Origin of the sequence: Cupriavidus pauculus (assembly GCF_022179805.1) — a bacterium.
Lineage (GTDB): Bacteria > Pseudomonadota > Gammaproteobacteria > Burkholderiales > Burkholderiaceae > Cupriavidus > Cupriavidus pauculus_E.
Window position 1 is genome coordinate 25,027 of record NZ_BPUO01000011.1, and the last position, 16,104, is coordinate 41,130.

At 61.2% G+C, this 16,104-nt stretch carries 29 protein-coding genes; all 29 read left to right on the top strand.

What is annotated here, in order from left to right; genetic code table 11:
* Window positions 1–202: 202 nt before the first annotated feature.
* Complete coding sequence (locus MFF62_RS21480) at window positions 203–1,432, top strand: dienelactone hydrolase family protein (RefSeq protein ID WP_238265148.1); 1,230 nt, start codon at window positions 203–205, stop codon at window positions 1,430–1,432.
* Window positions 1,433–1,495: 63 nt separating this feature from the next.
* Window positions 1,496–2,284 (top strand): SDR family oxidoreductase, encoded by a 789-nt coding sequence (locus MFF62_RS21485; protein ID WP_238265149.1) that lies wholly within the window; start codon window positions 1,496–1,498, stop codon window positions 2,282–2,284.
* A 31-nt stretch (window positions 2,285–2,315) separates the two neighbouring features.
* Window positions 2,316–3,557 carry a styrene monooxygenase/indole monooxygenase family protein gene (locus MFF62_RS21490; protein ID WP_238265150.1) on the top strand — a complete coding sequence of 414 codons (1,242 nt, stop codon included), beginning with the start codon at window positions 2,316–2,318 and terminating at the stop codon, window positions 3,555–3,557.
* 1 nt (window position 3,558) lies between these two features.
* Window positions 3,559–4,074, top strand: coding sequence for a flavin reductase family protein (locus tag MFF62_RS21495; RefSeq protein ID WP_238265151.1), 516 nt, complete (start codon window positions 3,559–3,561; stop codon window positions 4,072–4,074).
* Window positions 4,075–4,342: 268 nt separating this feature from the next.
* Entirely contained in the window at window positions 4,343–4,987 is a 645-nt protein-coding gene (rplC, locus tag MFF62_RS21500; RefSeq protein ID WP_101680470.1) for a 50S ribosomal protein L3, read from the top strand.
* Window positions 4,988–4,999: 12 nt separating this feature from the next.
* Window positions 5,000–5,620 carry a 50S ribosomal protein L4 gene (gene rplD / locus MFF62_RS21505; RefSeq protein WP_238265152.1) on the top strand — a complete coding sequence of 207 codons (621 nt, stop codon included), beginning with the start codon at window positions 5,000–5,002 and terminating at the stop codon, window positions 5,618–5,620.
* A complete protein-coding gene (gene rplW, locus MFF62_RS21510) occupies window positions 5,617–5,931 on the top strand; it encodes a 50S ribosomal protein L23 (RefSeq protein WP_238265153.1) in 315 nt (104 codons plus the stop codon). The genes rplD and rplW overlap by 4 nt, the downstream gene beginning before the upstream one ends.
* 2 nt (window positions 5,932–5,933) lie before the next feature.
* Entirely contained in the window at window positions 5,934–6,764 is an 831-nt protein-coding gene (gene rplB / locus MFF62_RS21515) for a 50S ribosomal protein L2 (protein ID WP_008642926.1), read from the top strand.
* A gap of 22 nt (window positions 6,765–6,786) precedes the next feature.
* Window positions 6,787–7,062, top strand: a complete 276-nt coding sequence (gene rpsS / locus MFF62_RS21520; protein WP_092602200.1) for a 30S ribosomal protein S19 — start codon at window positions 6,787–6,789, stop codon at window positions 7,060–7,062.
* A gap of 9 nt (window positions 7,063–7,071) precedes the next feature.
* Entirely contained in the window at window positions 7,072–7,401 is a 330-nt protein-coding gene (gene rplV, locus MFF62_RS21525; protein ID WP_238265154.1) for a 50S ribosomal protein L22, read from the top strand.
* 9 nt (window positions 7,402–7,410) lie between these two features.
* On the top strand, window positions 7,411–8,208 hold the full coding sequence (gene rpsC, locus MFF62_RS21530; RefSeq protein WP_066731250.1) for a 30S ribosomal protein S3: 798 nt from the start codon (window positions 7,411–7,413) through the stop codon (window positions 8,206–8,208).
* Window positions 8,209–8,210: 2 nt separating this feature from the next.
* Window positions 8,211–8,627: a 50S ribosomal protein L16 gene (rplP, locus tag MFF62_RS21535; RefSeq protein ID WP_006160465.1), complete on the top strand. Its 417-nt coding sequence runs from the start codon at window positions 8,211–8,213 to the stop codon at window positions 8,625–8,627.
* 10 nt (window positions 8,628–8,637) lie between these two features.
* Window positions 8,638–8,832, top strand: a complete 195-nt coding sequence (gene rpmC, locus MFF62_RS21540; RefSeq protein ID WP_238265155.1) for a 50S ribosomal protein L29 — start codon at window positions 8,638–8,640, stop codon at window positions 8,830–8,832.
* Entirely contained in the window at window positions 8,829–9,107 is a 279-nt protein-coding gene (gene rpsQ / locus MFF62_RS21545; RefSeq protein WP_238265156.1) for a 30S ribosomal protein S17, read from the top strand. Before rpmC ends, rpsQ begins: the two co-directional genes overlap by 4 nt.
* Before the next feature lie 272 nt (window positions 9,108–9,379).
* Window positions 9,380–9,748, top strand: a complete 369-nt coding sequence (gene rplN / locus MFF62_RS21550; RefSeq protein WP_006576237.1) for a 50S ribosomal protein L14 — start codon at window positions 9,380–9,382, stop codon at window positions 9,746–9,748.
* Between the two features lie 9 nt (window positions 9,749–9,757).
* A complete protein-coding gene (gene rplX / locus MFF62_RS21555) occupies window positions 9,758–10,066 on the top strand; it encodes a 50S ribosomal protein L24 (protein WP_238265157.1) in 309 nt (102 codons plus the stop codon).
* Between the two features lie 25 nt (window positions 10,067–10,091).
* Complete coding sequence (gene rplE / locus MFF62_RS21560) at window positions 10,092–10,634, top strand: 50S ribosomal protein L5 (protein WP_019451027.1); 543 nt, start codon at window positions 10,092–10,094, stop codon at window positions 10,632–10,634.
* 9 nt (window positions 10,635–10,643) lie between these two features.
* On the top strand, window positions 10,644–10,949 hold the full coding sequence (gene rpsN / locus MFF62_RS21565) for a 30S ribosomal protein S14 (RefSeq protein ID WP_008642942.1): 306 nt from the start codon (window positions 10,644–10,646) through the stop codon (window positions 10,947–10,949).
* Window positions 10,950–10,976: 27 nt separating this feature from the next.
* Window positions 10,977–11,372 (top strand): 30S ribosomal protein S8, encoded by a 396-nt coding sequence (rpsH, locus tag MFF62_RS21570; RefSeq protein WP_238265158.1) that lies wholly within the window; start codon window positions 10,977–10,979, stop codon window positions 11,370–11,372.
* Between the two features lie 9 nt (window positions 11,373–11,381).
* Window positions 11,382–11,915 (top strand): 50S ribosomal protein L6, encoded by a 534-nt coding sequence (gene rplF / locus MFF62_RS21575; RefSeq protein WP_238265159.1) that lies wholly within the window; start codon window positions 11,382–11,384, stop codon window positions 11,913–11,915.
* An 11-nt stretch (window positions 11,916–11,926) separates the two neighbouring features.
* Window positions 11,927–12,283, top strand: a complete 357-nt coding sequence (gene rplR / locus MFF62_RS21580) for a 50S ribosomal protein L18 (RefSeq protein WP_066731243.1) — start codon at window positions 11,927–11,929, stop codon at window positions 12,281–12,283.
* A 21-nt stretch (window positions 12,284–12,304) separates the two neighbouring features.
* Entirely contained in the window at window positions 12,305–12,823 is a 519-nt protein-coding gene (gene rpsE, locus MFF62_RS21585; protein WP_008642951.1) for a 30S ribosomal protein S5, read from the top strand.
* 10 nt (window positions 12,824–12,833) lie between these two features.
* A complete protein-coding gene (gene rpmD / locus MFF62_RS21590; RefSeq protein WP_008642953.1) occupies window positions 12,834–13,016 on the top strand; it encodes a 50S ribosomal protein L30 in 183 nt (60 codons plus the stop codon).
* Window positions 13,017–13,035: 19 nt separating this feature from the next.
* The gene (gene rplO / locus MFF62_RS21595; RefSeq protein WP_238265161.1) at window positions 13,036–13,470 is read left to right on the top strand and encodes a 50S ribosomal protein L15; all 435 of its coding nucleotides are present in this window, start codon (window positions 13,036–13,038) and stop codon (window positions 13,468–13,470) included.
* A 49-nt stretch (window positions 13,471–13,519) separates the two neighbouring features.
* Window positions 13,520–14,863 (top strand): preprotein translocase subunit SecY, encoded by a 1,344-nt coding sequence (gene secY, locus MFF62_RS21600; RefSeq protein WP_238265162.1) that lies wholly within the window; start codon window positions 13,520–13,522, stop codon window positions 14,861–14,863.
* Between the two features lie 31 nt (window positions 14,864–14,894).
* Window positions 14,895–15,011, top strand: a complete 117-nt coding sequence (locus MFF62_RS21605) for a S1 domain-containing protein (protein WP_473700886.1) — start codon at window positions 14,895–14,897, stop codon at window positions 15,009–15,011.
* A gap of 31 nt (window positions 15,012–15,042) precedes the next feature.
* A complete protein-coding gene (gene rpmJ, locus MFF62_RS21610; RefSeq protein ID WP_008642959.1) occupies window positions 15,043–15,159 on the top strand; it encodes a 50S ribosomal protein L36 in 117 nt (38 codons plus the stop codon).
* 19 nt (window positions 15,160–15,178) lie between these two features.
* Window positions 15,179–15,544 (top strand): 30S ribosomal protein S13, encoded by a 366-nt coding sequence (gene rpsM, locus MFF62_RS21615; RefSeq protein WP_011299299.1) that lies wholly within the window; start codon window positions 15,179–15,181, stop codon window positions 15,542–15,544.
* Between the two features lie 24 nt (window positions 15,545–15,568).
* Window positions 15,569–15,970, top strand: coding sequence for a 30S ribosomal protein S11 (rpsK, locus tag MFF62_RS21620; protein WP_130393144.1), 402 nt, complete (start codon window positions 15,569–15,571; stop codon window positions 15,968–15,970).
* Window positions 15,971–16,104: the final 134 nt, after the last annotated feature.

Consider the following 16,104-nt stretch of genomic DNA (forward strand, 5'->3'; position numbering starts at 1 on the left):
CGGCGGATTCGCTGGCCACCACTATAGCGGATTCGCCTGTCCCCCCCTCGCGCCCCTTGAACAGGCGCGCATTTTCCTGCACTAATCGGATAGCCGTGGCATTGGACGGCTAGTTTGCTGCGGTGCGGGCCTCCCATCATGGACTCAAGGGCGACGGCACGCATGGCGGCCATATCGACGCAACCCACAGGAGACAACAGGCATGGGCCAGACCATCCAGATCGAATCCCCGGACGGCAGTTTCAGCGGATACCTCGCCATTCCGGCGTCGGGCAAGGGGCCCGGCATCGTGTTGTGCCAGGAGATCTTTGGCATCAACGCCACGATGCGGCAGGTCGCGGACTATTACGCCGAGGAGGGCTACACCGTGCTGGTGCCGGACCTGTTCTGGCGCATTGCACCGGGAATCGAACTGACCGACCGTGGCGAAGACTTCCAGCGTGCGCTCGGGCTGTACCAGCAATTCAACGAAGACACTGGCGTGCAGGATGTGGGGGCCGCACTGGCGGCACTGCGCCGGCGCCCCGAGTGTGTGGGCCAGACCGGTGTGCTTGGATTTTGCCTGGGCGGAAAGCTCGCCTACCTAGCGGCGTGCCGACTGTCGGACGTGGCCTGCGCGGTGGCCTACTACGGCGTGGGCATCGAGCATGCGCTGGCCGAGGCGGACAACATCCGAGGTCGGCTGGTGTTGCATGTGGCGGAGCAGGATGGCTTTTGCCCGCCCGAGGCACAGGGTCACATCCGCGAAGCACTGGGCGGCCGGCCCAACACCGAGCTGTACGTGTATCCGGGTATGGACCACGCGTTCGCACGGGTTGGCGGCGAGCACTTCGACAGGGCCTCGGCGCTGATGGCGCACCAGCGCTCCATCGCGGCACTGCGCGCCGAAATGGGTCCGCACTACGACTTCTCGGCCCTGTGGGACAAGCACTGCGAATACGAATTCGCCACCCGCGATGTGGATGCCACGATGGCGACGATGGTGCCCCAGCCCTACGTCAACCACATTCCGACGATGACCGGCGGCGTGGGCCATCGCGAGCTCCGGCGCTTCTATCAGCACCACTTCGTCCACAGCAACCCTCCCGATACCACCCTGATTCCGCTGTCGCGCACGATTGGTGCCAGCCAGGTGGTGGACGAGATGCTGTTCTGCTTCACCCACACCTGCGAAATCGACTGGATGCTGCCGGGCGTGCCGCCGACGGGCAAGCGGGTCGAAATTCCACTGATCGCCATCGTAAAGTTCCGGGGCGACAAGCTGTACCACGAGCATATCTATTGGGACCAGGCCAGCGTGCTGGTACAGGTGGGCCTGCTCGATCCAAAGGGTTTGCCGGTGGCTGGTGTAGAGACCGCCCGCAAGCTACTCGACGAGACGCGGCCGTCGAACACGCTGATGGCGAGCTGGAGCAAAAGCGAAGGCAAGTAGCCGCACGCATCACGGCACGGGCGGCACGATGAGGCCGCCCGGCACACAACGAGGAGACACACCATGAAGGGCTTGCAGGACAAGGTTGCCATCGTCACCGGTGGCGCCACGCTGATCGGTGCGGGCGTTGCGCGCGCCTTCGTCGAACAGGGCACGCGCGTGGCCATTCTTGACATTGATGCGGCAGGCGGCGAGCGCGTCGCGGCCGAGCTGGGTTCGATGGCGGTGTTCGTGCCAACGGACATCACGCAGGACACACAGGTCCGCAGTGCCGTGACAACCGTGGCAAGCCGCTTCGGGCGCGTCGACTTTTTGGTCAATCTGGCGTGCACGTACCTGGACGATGGCTTCCGTTCGACGCGCGCCGACTGGCTGGCCGCGCTAGATGTGAACGTGGTCTCCGGGGTGATGCTCGCCCAGGCCGTGCATCCGTATATGCGCGAGCAGGGCGGCGGCGCCATCGTCAATTTCACGAGCATCTCGGCGCGGGTTGCCCAGACCGGGCGCTGGCTCTATCCGGTGTCGAAGGCCGCCATCGCGCAGCTGACGCGCAGCATGGCGATGGATCTGGCACCTGATCGGATCCGCGTCAACGCCGTGTCGCCGGGATGGACCTGGTGCCGCCTGATGGACGAAGTCAGTGGCGGCAACCGGGCTCGCACCGATGCCGTGGCCGCGCCATTCCATCTGCTCGGCCGGGTCGGTGAGCCCGACGAAGTCGCGCAGGTCGTCCTGTTCCTGTGCTCCGACCACGCCAGCTTTGTGACCGGCGCCGACTATGCCGTGGATGGCGGCTACGCGGCGATGGGTCCCGAACAGAGCGTGCCCGCCATCGGCAAGCTCGCGGGCTGAGCCATTCCTGATTACAACCACGGAGACAACCATGAGCCAACGCATTGCCATTGTCGGCGCCGGCCAGTCGGGTTTGCAGATGGCGCTGGGGCTGCAGGCCCACGGCTATCGGGTGACGCTGCTGTCGAACCGCTCGCCGGACCAGATCCGCGCAGGCAAGATCATGTCCAGCCAGTGCATGTTCGACCGTGCGCTGCAGACCGAGCGGGACCTGAATCTCAATTGGTGGGATGACGCGTGTCCGCCCGTGGAGGGCATCGGACTCGCGGTTCCGCACCCCGAACAGGCGAGCGCGACAGCGATCGACTGGGCAGCCAGGCTGGACCGCCCGGCGCAGGCCGTGGACCAGCGGCTGAAAATGCCGGCGTGGATGGAGGCATTCACGGCCCGTGGTGGTGACCTCCGGCTGATGGATGTCGGTATCGACGAACTCGAAGCACTGACGCAGGAACACGATCTGGTGCTGCTGGCGGCAGGCAAGGGCGAGATCGTCGGCCGCTTTGAGCGCGACGCGGCGCGCAGCCCCTTCAGCGCGCCTCAACGGTCGCTGGCGCTGACGTACGTCACGGGCATGACGCCCCGCATGCCGTTCTCGCGGGTTTGCTTCAACCTGATTCCCGGCATTGGGGAGTACTTCGTCTTTCCGGCGCTGACGTTGTCCGGCCCCTGCGAGATCATGGTATTCGAAGGCATTCCGGGCGGCCCGATGGATCGCTGGTCCGAGGCACGCACACCCGAGGCGCATCTGGAAGAAAGCCTGCGCATCCTGCAAACGTGGCTGCCGTGGGAGGCTGAGCGCTGCGAGAAAGTGGCGTTGACCGACGCCAACGGCATCCTGTCCGGCCGCTTCGCACCGACAGTACGCAAGCCGGTGCTGACACTGCCGTCGGGCCGCATGGTGTTCGGCATGGCCGATGCAGTGGTGGTCAATGATCCGATCACCGGGCAGGGGTCGAACAACGCGGCGAAATGCTGCAAGGTCTATCTCGATGCGATCCTGGCGCGTGGCGAGCAGCCGTTCGACGCCGCATGGATGTACGACACGTTCGAACGCTACTGGGACTACGCGCAGGACGTAGTGGGCTGGACCAACTCTTTGCTGACGCCACCGCCGCCGCATATCCTCGGCTTGCTGGGCGCGGCCGGCCAGTCGCCGGCGCTGGCAGCACGCATCGCCAACGGCTTCGACAACCCGCCAGACTTCTTTCCGTGGTGGACCGATCCGGCAGCGTGCCAGCAGTTGATTGACCACCATATGGCTCAGGCGGCCTGACATGGAATCCGGGACCCTGAAGGGCGCGCCCGCGCCCGCCGCCACTGCCGACCCGCGTGCCCTGCGGCGGGTTTGCGGACGCTTCGCAACGGGCGTGGCGATCATCGGCGCAGTGGGGCAGGCAGGCAATGCGGTGGGGCTGACCGTCAACTCGTTCGCGTCGCTGTCGCTGGAGCCGCCGCTGATTCTGTGGAGCCTGGCCCGGCACTCGCCGAACGCCGGCCTGTTTGCGCCAGGGGCAGCTTTCGGCGTGAGCATCCTGCGCGCCGGGCATGGTGAACTGGCTCGCCGCTTTGCCACGCCGCAGCCGGACAAGTTCGCCGGCGTGCCGCACTGGCGGTGCACACATGGCGTGCCGTACATCGACGAAGCGCTGGCCACGCTGTCGTGCCGCGTGGAGCGGGCCGATCCGCTCGGCGATCACCTGCTGATCGTCGGCGCGGTCCACGATTTCGCCGCCTCCGAAGGTGAGCCGCTGGTCTTTTACGGCGGAGATTTCATCAGCGTAGCCGCCTGAATTGCCGGCTTCGGCCGCCATCGCGCCTCCCGAAGTCGGCTTCACGTCGCTATTTCGCCGAATCTTGCTCGTCCACGCGGGCTCTGGCGTCCAATTCGGCAAATGGACTTGCCCTTTCCAAATGGCTGGGTTATATTGTAAGGCTACCCGTTTCCCCGGGTAGTGGGGGCCATTTTGGTCAGCGCAATCCTTTTCGCGCAACCCGCAAATCGCACAGTTTCGTGTATCAATCAGCCCCGGCCAATCGCAGCTGGGAATGGAGCAAACCATGAGCCTTGGCCTTGTAGGTCGCAAGGTTGGCATGACCCGTATTTTCACGGACGACGGTGATTCGATTCCCGTTACCGTGGTCGAGGTCGGCGACAACCGCGTGACGCAAATCAAGACGGACGAGACCGACGGTTATACCGCGGTTCAAGTCACCTTTGGCAGCCGACGCGCAAGCCGCGTCACCAAGCCGCTGGCGGGTCATCTCGCCAAAGCCGGCGTGGAAGCTGGCGAAATCATCAAAGAATTCCGCATCGATGCAGCCAAGGCTGCCGAACTGCAAGCTGGTGGTTCGCTGTCGGTCGACCTGTTCCAGGTTGGCCAGAAGATCGACGTGCAGGGCGTGTCGATCGGTAAGGGCTACGCCGGTACCATCAAGCGCTACCACTTCGCTTCGGGTCGTGCCACCCACGGTAACTCGCGTTCGCACAACGTGCCGGGTTCCATCGGTATGGCGCAGGATCCGGGTCGCGTGTTCCCGGGTAAGCGCATGACGGGTCACCTCGGTGACGTTACCCGTACCGTGCAAAACCTCGAGATCGCCAAGATCGACGCAGAGCGCAAGCTGCTGCTGGTCAAGGGCGCCATCCCCGGTTCCAAGGGCGGCAAGGTCATCGTGACCCCGGCCGTCAAGGCCAAAGCTTAAGGAGCGCATGTAATGGAACTCAAGCTCCTCCAGGACAACGGTCAAATCGGCGCCGGCGTTGATGCCTCGCCCGAAGTGTTCGGCCGTGACTACAACGAAGCTCTGGTCCACCAGATCGTCGTTGCGTATCAGGCGAACGCCCGTAGCGGTAACCGCAAGCAGAAGGACCGCGAAGAGGTCAAGCACACGACCAAGAAGCCGTGGCGCCAGAAGGGTACGGGCCGTGCTCGTGCCGGTATGTCGTCCTCGCCTCTGTGGCGTGGCGGTGGCCGTATCTTCCCGAATTCGCCGGAAGAGAACTTCAGCCAGAAGGTCAACAAGAAGATGTTCCGTGCCGGTATGCGCTCGATTTATTCGCAGCTCGCACGTGAAGGTCGTATCAACGTAGTGGACGGTTTCGCTGTCGACGCGCCCAAGACCAAGCTGCTGGCCGACAAGTTCAAGGCCATGGGCCTGGACTCGGTGCTGATCATTACCGACAGCCTCGACGAAAACCTCTACCTGGCTTCGCGCAACCTGCCGAACGTGGCAGTCGTGGAGCCGCGTCACGCTGACCCGCTGTCGCTGGTGCACTACAAGAAGGTGCTCGTGACGAAGGCAGCTGTCGCGCAGATCGAGGAGTTGCTGAAATGACGCAAGTAGCCAAGAACGATCATCGTTTGATGCAGGTGCTGCTCGCGCCGGTGGTTTCCGAAAAGGCAACCCTGGTAGCCGACAAGAATGAACAAGTCGTGTTCGAAGTGGCTCGCGATGCCAACAAGGCAGAAGTGAAGGCCGCCATCGAACTGCTGTTCAAGGTCGAGGTGCAGTCCGTTCAGATCCTGAACCAGAAGGGCAAGCAAAAGCGCTTTGGCCGCTTCATGGGCCGTCGCAACCACGTCAAGAAGGCATACGTGTCGCTGAAGCCGGGTCAGGAAATCAATTTTGAAGCGGAGGCCAAGTAATCATGGCACTCGTCAAGACCAAGCCGACTTCCCCGGGTCGTCGCTCGATGGTGAAGGTTGTCAACAAGGACCTTCACAAGGGCGCCCCGCACGCTCCGCTGCTGGAAAAGCAATTCCAGAAGTCGGGTCGTAACAACAATGGTCACATCACCACCCGTCATAAGGGCGGTGGTCATAAGCACCACTACCGCGTGGTCGACTTCAAGCGCAACGACAAGGACGGCATCGCCGCCAAGGTCGAGCGCCTGGAATACGATCCGAACCGCAGCGCAAACATCGCGCTGGTGCTGTTCGCCGACGGCGAGCGCCGCTACATCATCGCCACCAAGGGCATGGTAGCTGGCCAAGCCCTGATGAACGGCTCGGAAGCCCCGATCAAGGCCGGTAACAACCTGCCGATCCGCAACATCCCGGTTGGTACCACGATCAACAACGTGGAAATCCTGCCTGGCAAGGGCGCGCAAGTTGCCCGTGCCGCCGGTGGTTCCGCCGTGCTGCTGGCCCGTGAAGGCCTGTACGCTCAGGTGCGTCTGCGCTCCGGTGAAGTGCGTCGCGTGCATATCGAATGCCGCGCCACCATCGGTGAAGTGGGCAACGAAGAGCACAGCCTGCGTGTTATCGGCAAGGCCGGTGCAACGCGCTGGCGCGGTATTCGCCCGACCGTTCGCGGCGTGGTGATGAACCCGGTGGACCACCCGCATGGTGGTGGTGAAGGCAAGACTGCTGCTGGTCGCGATCCCGTGTCGCCGTGGGGTACCCCGGCCAAGGGTTACCGTACTCGCAGCAACAAGCGCACGGACAGCATGATCGTCCAGCGCCGCCACAAGCGCTAATCGGTAGGTAGGAGCTAAAGATATGACTCGTTCCGCAAAAAAGGGTCCGTTCTGCGACGACCACCTGCTGAAGAAGGTGGAAACGGCCGTAGCCGGCAAGGACAAGAAGCCCATCAAGACATGGTCGCGTCGTTCGACGATCATGCCTGACTTCATCGGCCTGACGATCGCCGTGCACAACGGCCGTCAACACGTGCCGGTGTACGTGACGGAAAACATGGTTGGCCACAAGCTCGGCGAATTTGCGATCACTCGCACGTTCAAGGGCCACGCGGCTGACAAGAAAGCGAAGAGGTAAGGTGCCATCATGGAAGTGAAAGCGATTCATCGCGGTGCCCGCATCTCCGCCCAGAAGACGCGTCTGGTCGCCGACCAGATTCGCGGTCTGCCGATCGAGCGCGCGCTCAACATCCTGGCCTTCAGCCCGAAAAAGGCTGCCGGGATCGTGAAGAAGGTGGTCGAATCGGCCATCGCCAACGCCGAGCACAACGAAGGCGCCGACATCGACGAACTGAAGGTCAAGGCCATCTTCGTCGACAAGGCAACCTCGCTCAAGCGCTTCACCGCACGGGCGAAGGGCCGCGGCAACCGCATCGAGAAACAAACCTGTCACATCACTGTGACGCTCGGCAACTAAGGAGTCACGATGGGACAGAAGATTCATCCGACTGGCTTCCGTCTGGCCGTCAGCCGTAACTGGGCTTCGCGTTGGTACGCCAACAACACGAAGTTCGCCGGCATGCTGAAAGAAGACATCGAAGTTCGCGAGTTTCTGAAGAAGAAGCTCAAGAACGCATCGGTTGGCCGCGTTGTTATCGAGCGCCCGGCCCGTAATGCACGTATCACCATTTACAGCTCGCGTCCGGGCGTGGTGATCGGCAAGAAGGGTGAGGACATCGAACTGCTGAAGGCCGAGCTGCAACGTCGCATGGGTGTGCCCGTGCACGTGAACATCGAGGAAATCCGCAAGCCGGAAACCGATGCGCAGCTGATCGCCGATTCGATCACGCAGCAGCTCGAGCGCCGCATCATGTTCCGTCGCGCCATGAAGCGTGCGATGCAGAACGCGATGCGTCTGGGTGCCCAAGGCATCAAGATCATGAGCTCGGGTCGTCTGAACGGTATCGAAATCGCACGTACCGAGTGGTACCGCGAAGGCCGTGTGCCCCTGCACACCCTGCGTGCCGACATCGACTACGGCTTCTCGGAAGCCGAAACCACCTACGGCATCATCGGTGTCAAGGTGTGGGTCTACAAGGGCGATCACCTGGGCCGCAACGATGCGCCGGTGGTGGAAGAGCCGCAAGAAGACCGTCGTCGTCGTCCGGGTCGCCCGGAAGGCCGCCGCCGTGAAGGCGAAGGCCGTCCGTCGGGTAACCGCCGCGGTGGTGCCGGTGCTGGTCGTCGTGCTGCGCCTGGCGCAGACGCGAAGAGTGGAGAATAACAATGCTGCAACCGAAGCGTAGGAAGTATCGCAAGGAGCAGAAGGGCCGCAACACGGGTAAGGCTACCCGTGGCAACGCCGTGTCTTTTGGCGAATTCGGCCTGAAGGCAATGGGCCGTGGCCGTCTGACCGCTCGTCAGATCGAGTCGGCACGTCGTGCGATGACCCGTCACATCAAGCGTGGCGGCCGCATCTGGATCCGGATTTTCCCGGACAAGCCGATTTCGAAGAAGCCTGCTGAAGTCCGTATGGGTAACGGTAAGGGCAATCCGGAATACTACGTGGCTGAAATTCAGCCGGGCAAGATGCTGTACGAAATGGATGGCGTGACCGAAGAGCTGGCACGTGAGGCCTTCCGCCTCGCGGCCGCCAAGCTGCCGATCGCCACGAATTTCGTGGTGCGTCAGGTCGGTACGTAAGGAGATTGGGATGAAAGCATCCGAACTGCGCGGCAAGGACGCCGCAGGCCTGAACCAGGAGCTCTCCGAGCTGCTGAAGGCCCAATTTAGCCTGCGCATGCAAAAGGCAACCCAACAGCTGCAGAACACCAGCCAGCTGAAGAAGGTTCGCCGCGACATCGCGCGTGTGCAAACCGTGCTGAACGAGAAGGCGAACGCGAAATGACTGAAGCTGCGAAGACTGAAGCGAAGCTTCGCCGGACCCTCGTGGGCCGTGTCGTGAGCGACAAGATGGACAAGACCGTCACGGTCCTGATCGAAAACCGCGTCAAGCATCCTCTGTACGGCAAGTACGTGCTGCGTTCCAAGAAGTACCACGCACACGACGAAGCCAACCAGTACAAGGAAGGCGATAAGGTTGAAATCCAGGAAACGCGTCCGCTGTCGCGGACCAAGTCCTGGGTGGTTTCCCGGCTGGTAGAAGCTGCGCGCGTCATCTAAGTACAACAGTACTAAGCTGACTTGCAAGTCCAGGATTGTGTTGCTATAATCCTGGACTTCCGCTTTATTGCGTCCGCCTTAGCAGTACCAACCGGGCAGGCCTGTAGAGCGAGCAAGGGCTTGTATCCAGTAGTTTCGGGTGCAAGCGCTACCGACTTCCAAGTTGATCAACCCAAGCGGTGCTGGCGCAATGCCTGGCTCCGACGGGACCAAGACTGACCGGCAGTCCTCAATTTTGAGGGTGTGGCGGATTAAGTTGGGAAGATAACACCATGATTCAGACAGAAAGCCGGCTCGAAGTGGCCGATAACACCGGTGCGCGTGAAGTGCTGTGCATCAAGGTACTGGGTGGGTCCAAGCGCCGCTACGCGAGCGTGGGCGACATCATCAAAGTGACCGTGAAGGACGCAGCGCCGCGCGGTCGCGTGAAGAAGGGCGACATCTACAACGCAGTCGTCGTGCGTACCGCCAAGGGCGTACGTCGCGCTGACGGTTCGCTCGTCAAGTTCGACGGCAATGCCGCCGTACTGCTGAACAACAAGCTCGAGCCGATCGGCACCCGTATCTTCGGGCCGGTGACTCGTGAACTCCGTACCGAGCGCTTCATGAAGATCGTGTCGCTCGCTCCGGAAGTGCTGTAAGGAGCCGCCATGAACAAGATTCGCAAAGGCGACGAAGTCATCGTGCTGACCGGCAAGGACAAGGGCAAGCGCGGTGTCGTCCAGGCAGTGCAAGGCGAGAAGCTCGTGGTTGAAGGCGTGAACGTTGCCAAGAAGCACGCTCGCCCGAACCCGATGCTGGGCACCACCGGTGGTGTGGTCGACAAGCTGATGCCGCTGCATATTTCCAACGTTGCGCTCGTGGATGCCAATGGCAAGCCGTCGCGTGTCGGTATCAAGGTCGAAGATGGCAAGCGCGTGCGCGTGCTGAAGACGACCGGTGCCGTCCTGGCCGCTTGATTCTGGGCACAGATAGGAGTTGAGCATGACAGCACGTCTGCAAGAGTTTTACAAAGAACAAGTTGTGCCGGCGCTGATGAAGCAGTTCGGCTACAAGTCGGTCATGGAAGTGCCGCGTTTCACCAAGATCACCCTGAACATGGGCCTGGGCGAAGCGATCAATGACAAGAAGGTCATTGAGCTGGCAGTTGGTGACCTGACCAAGATCGCCGGTCAGAAGCCCGTAGTGACGAAGGCCAAGAAGGCCATCGCTGGCTTCAAGATCCGTCAGGGCTACCCCATCGGTGCGATGGTGACCCTGCGCGGCGAGCGCATGTTCGAATTCCTCGATCGTTTCGTGACCGTGGCCCTGCCGCGCGTGCGTGACTTCCGTGGTGTGTCGGGCCGCTCGTTTGACGGTCGTGGCAACTACAACATCGGTGTGAAAGAGCAGATCATTTTCCCCGAAATCGAGTACGACAAGATCGACGCACTGCGTGGTCTGAACATCAGCATCACGACGACGGCTAAGAACGACGAGGAAGCCAAGGCTCTCCTGAACGCGTTCAAGTTCCCGTTCCGTAATTAAGGGGTAACCGTGGCTAAACTGGCTCTGATTGAACGTGAGAAGAAGCGCGCAAAGCTCGTGGCGAAGTACGCCGACAAGCGCGCAAACCTCAAGGCCATTATTGACGACCAAGAAAAGTCGGAAGAAGAGCGTTATCTGGCGCGTCTCGAGCTGCAAAAGCTCCCGCGCAACGCGAACCCGACTCGCCAGCGTAATCGCTGCGCGATCACCGGTCGTCCCCGCGGTACCTTCCGCAAGTTTGGCCTGGCGCGTAACAAGATCCGCGAAATCGCCTTCAAGGGCGAAATCCCGGGTCTGACGAAAGCCAGCTGGTAATTACGCACAGGCTACAGGAGAAACAGTATGAGCATGAGCGATCCTATCGCCGATATGCTGACGCGCATTCGCAACGCCCAAGGCGTGCAGAAGGCGTCGGTGGTCATGCCCTCGTCCAAACTGAAGGTTGCGATCGCCAAAGTCCTGAAGGACGAAGGCTATGTCGAAGACTTCTCGGTGCAGGAAGATGGCGGCAAGGCGCAACTGACCATTGGTCTGAAGTATTACGCCGGCCGTCCGGTGATCGAGCGCATCGAGCGCGTTTCGAAGCCCGGTCTGCGCGTGTACAAGGGCCGCAGCGACATCCCCCAAGTGATGAACGGCCTGGGTGTGGCAATCATCTCGACCCCCAAGGGTCTGATGACTGACCGCAAGGCACGTGCCACTGGCGTGGGCGGCGAAGTTCTCTGCTACGTCGCGTAAGGAGCAAACATGTCCCGTGTAGGTAAGGCTCCCATCGCGCTGCCGAAAGGCGCGGAAGTAAATGTGGCGGCTGGCGTGCTCTCCGTTAAGGGCCCGCTCGGTACGCTGTCCCAGCCGATTCACAGCCTGGTGAAGGTCAACGTTGCTGAAGGCAACCTGACGTTCGAGCCGGCTGACGAATCGCGTGAAGCTAACGCCCTGCAAGGCACCATGCGCGCCCTGGCGGCAAACATGGTCAAGGGCGTGACCACCGGTTTCGAGCGCAAGCTGAACCTGGTTGGCGTGGGTTACCGCGCTCAACTGCAAGGCTCCGCGCTGAAGCTCCAGCTTGGTTTCTCGCACGACGTGATTCACGAAATGCCGGAAGGCGTCAAGGCCGAAACGCCGACGCAGACGGAAATCGTGATCAAGGGTGCTGACAAGCAGAAAGTCGGTCAGGTTGCTGCGGAAGTCCGCGCGTACCGTCCGCCCGAGCCCTATAAGGGCAAGGGTGTTCGTTACAGCGACGAGCGCGTCATCCTGAAGGAAACCAAGAAGAAGTAAGGGGTCCAATGATGAACAAGAAAGACGCTCGTTTGCGCCGTGCACGTCAGACCCGCGCGAAAATCGCGGAACTGAAGATCAATCGTCTGACCGTGTTCCGTACGAATACGCACATTTACGCTCAGGTGTACTCGCCGTGCGGCACGCAAGTGCTGGCTTCGGCTTCGACCGCCGAGGCAGAAGTGCGCAAGGAACTGACTGGCAGCGGTGCTACCGTTGCAGCCGCCACCCTGGTGGGCAAGCGCGTTGCCGAAAAGGCAAAGGCAGCTGGCGTGGAAACCGTCGCGTTCGATCGCGGTGGCTTCCGCTTCCACGGCCGCGTGAAGGCCCTGGCTGATGCCGCGCGTGAAGCCGGCCTCAAGTTCTAAGCGCTCAGAGAGAGATACGTCATGGCAAAGATGCAAGCAAAAGTCCAACAGGACGAACGCGACGACGGCCTCCGCGAGAAGATGATCTCGGTCAACCGTGTCACCAAGGTGGTGAAGGGTGGCCGTATCCTCGGTTTCGCTGCGCTGACCGTGGTTGGTGACGGCGATGGCCGCATCGGCATGGGCAAGGGCAAGGCCAAGGAAGTTCCGGTGGCCGTGCAGAAGGCAATGGACGAAGCCCGTCGCAAGATGGTCAAGGTCGCCCTGAAGAACGGCACGCTGCAACACGAAGTCGTTGGTCGTCACGGCGCCGCCAAGGTGCTGATGATGCCCGCCAAGGAAGGTACCGGCGTGATCGCCGGCGGTCCGATGCGCGCGATCTTCGAAGTGATGGGTGTGACGAACGTTGTGACCAAGTCGCACGGTTCGACGAACCCGTACAACATGGTTCGCGCCACCCTCGATGGTCTGACCAAGATGAGCACGCCGGCAGAAATCGCTGCCAAGCGCGGCAAGTCGGTCGAAGACATCCTCGGCTAAGGTGAACGAAATGTCGCAGAAAACCGTAAAAGTGCAACTCGTGCGCAGCCTGATCGGCACGCGCGAGGATCATCGCGCCACCGTACGTGGCCTGGGCCTGCGTCGTCTGAACTCCGTTTCGGAGCTGCAGGACACGCCCGCCGTGCGCGGCATGATCAACAAGGTCTCGTACCTGGTGAAGGTTCTGGCCTGATCGGGACTTGGAGAGCAACATGCAACTGAACAACCTGAAACCGGCCGCCGGTTCGAAGCACGCCAAGCGTCGCGTCGGCCGCGGTATCGGCTCCGGCCTGGGCAAGACGGCTGGTCGCGGTCACAAGGGTCAGAAGTCGCGTTCGGGCGGCTTCCACAAGGTTGGCTTCGAAGGCGGTCAAATGCCGCTGTATCGTCGCCTGCCGAAGCGTGGTTTTACCTCGCTGACCAAGGCCTTCAATGCCGAAGTGACCCTGCGTGACATCGAACGCCTGGAAGCTGCTGAAGTGGACCTGCTGGTCCTGAAGCAAGCTGGCCTGGTGGGCGAGCTGGTCAAGAGCGCAAAGGTCATCAAGGCTGGCGAACTGTCCCGCAAGGTGACGATCAAGGGTCTGGGTGCCACCGCTGGTGCCAAGGCTGCGATCGAAGCCGCTGGCGGCCAGATCGCAGCGTAATTACGCAGTAGCATTCGCAGCATAGGCGAAGTCACAGTCGGAGCATCGTTTGGCCACGGCGAAACCCAATGCAAGCGCGCAGGCCAGGAACACGGCGAAGTACGGCGATCTCAAGCGCCGGCTGATGTTCCTGGTGCTGGCTTTGATCGTCTACCGCATCGGTGCACATATTCCGGTGCCGGGGATCGATCCGGACCAGCTTGCGAAGCTTTTCCAGAGTCAGTCGGGTGGCATCCTCGGGATGTTCAACCTGTTCTCAGGCGGTGCGCTGTCGCGCTTTACCGTCTTCGCGCTCGGCATCATGCCGTACATCTCGGCGTCGATCATCATGCAATTGCTGACGATCGTGCTGCCGCAGCTGGAGTCGTTGAAGAAGGAAGGGCAGGCAGGGCAACGTAAGATCACGCAGTACACGCGCTACGGCACCGTGGTTCTGGCCACGTTCCAGGCGCTGTCGATTGCGGTGGCCCTGGAGTCGCAGCCGGGTCTGGTCATCGACCCTGGCCTGATGTTCCGGGCTACGGCGGTGATCACGTTGGTGACGGGCACGATGTTCCTGATGTGGCTGGGTGAGCAGATCACCGAGCGTGGTCTGGGCAACGGCATCTCGATCATCATCTTCGGTGGTATCGCGGCGGGCTTGCCCAATGCGATCGGCGGACTGTTTGAACTTGTCCGTACGGGTTCCATGAGCATCATCGCGGCGATCCTGATCGTGGCGATCGTGGCTGGTGTGACCTACGCCGTGGTGTTTATCGAACGTGGCCAGCGCAAGATCCTGGTGAACTATGCCAAGCGTCAGGTCGGCAACAAGGTGTACGGCGGTCAGTCGTCGCACCTGCCGCTGAAGCTGAACATGGCAGGGGTGATTCCGCCGATCTTTGCATCGTCGATCATTCTGTTCCCGGCGACGATTGCGGGCTGGTTCACGTCTGACTCGACAGGCACGGTTGGCCGGGTGATCAAGGATCTGGCCGCCACGCTGTCGCCGGGTCAGCCGGTGTACATCCTGCTGTATGCGACTGCAATTGTATTTTTCTGCTTCTTCTATACGGCTCTGGTCTATAACAGCCGTGAAGTGGCAGACAACCTGAAGAAAAGTGGAGCCTTCATTCCGGGCATCCGTCCGGGCGAGCAAACGACGCGCTATATCGACAAGATCCTGGTGCGCCTGACGCTGGCTGGTGCGATTTACATCACACTGGTTTGCCTGTTGCCGGAATTCCTGGTGCTGCGCTGGAACGTTCCGTTCTATTTCGGCGGAACCTCGCTGCTGATCATCGTGGTCGTCACGATGGACTTCATGTCACAGGTACAGTCCTATGTCATGTCGCAGCAGTACGAGTCGCTGCTGAAGAAGGCGAATTTCAAGGGTAACCTGACCCTGCGTTAAGAAGTATGCGGGGTTGGGACGGGCACCAGGTATGGCAAAAGACGACGTCATCCAGATGCACATCCGGATTCTTCCGGGTGACAAGGTGACGGTTGAGCTGACTCCATATGATCTGTCACGCGCACGTATCGTCTTCAGGACGAGGTGACGCGAACTGGAATTGAAGGAAGAGGAAAATCATGAAAGTGCTGGCTTCTGTGAAGCGCATTTGCCGCAACTGCAAAATCATCAAGCGCAACGGTGTCGTGCGCGTGATCTGCTCGTCGGATCCCCGCCACAAGCAACGCCAAGGCTAATCGGAAAGAGGATTGACGAATGGCACGTATCGCAGGGGTTAACATCCCGAACCACAAGCACACCGAAATCGGCCTGACGGCTATTTATGGTGTCGGCCGCTCGCGCGCCCGCAAGATTTGCGAGGCTACCGGTGTACCGTTTGACAAGAAGGTCAAGGACCTGACCGACGCTGACCTGGAAAAGCTTCGTGACGAAGTGGGCAAGGTCACGGTTGAGGGTGACCTGCGTCGTGAAACCACGATGAACATCAAGCGTCTGATGGACCTTGGTTGCTATCGTGGCATGCGTCACCGCAAGGGTCTGCCGCTCCGCGGCCAGCGTACCCGCACCAATGCACGTACCCGTAAGGGTCCGCGCAAGGCCGGCGTGGCACTGAAGAAGTAATGCCGAAGGCAGAGGAATAGACGAATGGCAAAAGGTCCGAATAACGCCGCCCAACGCGCGCGTAAGAAGGTCAAGAAGAACGTTGCCGACGGCATTGCGCACGTCCACGCTTCGTTCAACAACACCATCATCACCATCACCGATCGCCAGGGTAACGCCCTGTCGTGGGCAACCGCCGGTGGCCAGGGCTTCAAGGGTTCGCGTAAGTCGACCCCGTTTGCAGCTCAGGTCGCTGCCGAGAACGCCGGCCGCGTTGCGCAAGACCAGGGTATCAAGAACCTGGAAGTGCGCATCAAGGGCCCGGGCCCGGGTCGCGAATCGGCTGTCCGTGCGCTGAACGCGCTGGGCATCAAGATCGCCATCATCGAAGATGTGACGCCGGTGCCGCACAACGGCTGCCGTCCGCCGAAGCGCCGCCGTATCTAAGCGCCCGGCTTTCCGGGGACCTAGCAGGGGTTAAACCCTGTGTCTCCGGACTGTGGTAGTATCCCGCGTTGGCCTGCTGCAATTTTTTGCGGCGGGCTTTCGTTTTGCGTCCGCGCTTTGAGATCGTTATCTCG